An 811-nucleotide genomic window follows, 5' to 3' on the forward strand; every position below is an offset into this window, starting at 1 on the left:
TGAATAGCCCCTAGATTTGTAGATCCTTTGTGACTTAAAAAAGAGGCAAGGAGCCTACGATGGGTAAAGCTAATTTCACTGATGAATTCAAACTTGATGCTATTAAACAGATTACAGAGCGTGGCTATTGTGTAGCAGATGTTTCGCGTCGCGTGGGCGTAAGCACACGTTCACTTTATAGCTGGATGAAGCGCTACAGCGCGCCTGAGAAAGCAGCTACGCCAAGATGATCAATTGTCAGAGCTCAGGCGTTTGAAGCAAGAGCTTGCTCGTGTCACCGAAAAGCGTGACATACTAAAAAAAGCCATCGCGTATTTACGATAGGCATGCAAAATGAAGTACGCGTTTATCAAGGCGCATCGTGTTCTATTCAATGTGCGAGCCATGTGCCGGATGCTTTGTGTTCATCCAAGCGGATTTTATGCATGGATGAGGCAGCCTTTAAGTCACCGTGCAAATGAAAATATCCGGCAGACAGCACTGATCAAAGATGCATGGCGCATGACAGCGGTAAGGTCTACGGATACCGCAAATTACACGATGATCTGCGAGATCAGGGTGAGACCTGCTGTCCAAACCGAGTTGCGAGACTGGCCAAGCTGGCAGGTATCAAAGCTCAGATTGGTTATAAGAGCCGCTCCGGTAAATATGGTGGCAAACCCTCTATCGTCATAGACAACACTCTGGATCGTCAGTTCGACGTGAACATGCCTGATAAGGTTTGGGTCACAGATATTACCTATATCAAGACATATGAAGGGTTTTCCTACCTGGCTGTTGTCATCGACCTGTTTTCTCGACGCGTCGTCGG

1 pseudogene is annotated in these 811 nt (G+C 47.1%); it reads left to right on the top strand.

The window, feature by feature from the left end:
• Positions 1-59: 59 nt before the first annotated feature.
• Positions 60-811: pseudogene (locus JNC77_RS17595) on the top strand (IS3 family transposase); the annotation flags it as partial.

It is taken from the genome of Paenochrobactrum pullorum, assembly GCF_041929845.1.
Lineage (GTDB): Bacteria > Pseudomonadota > Alphaproteobacteria > Rhizobiales > Rhizobiaceae > Paenochrobactrum > Paenochrobactrum pullorum.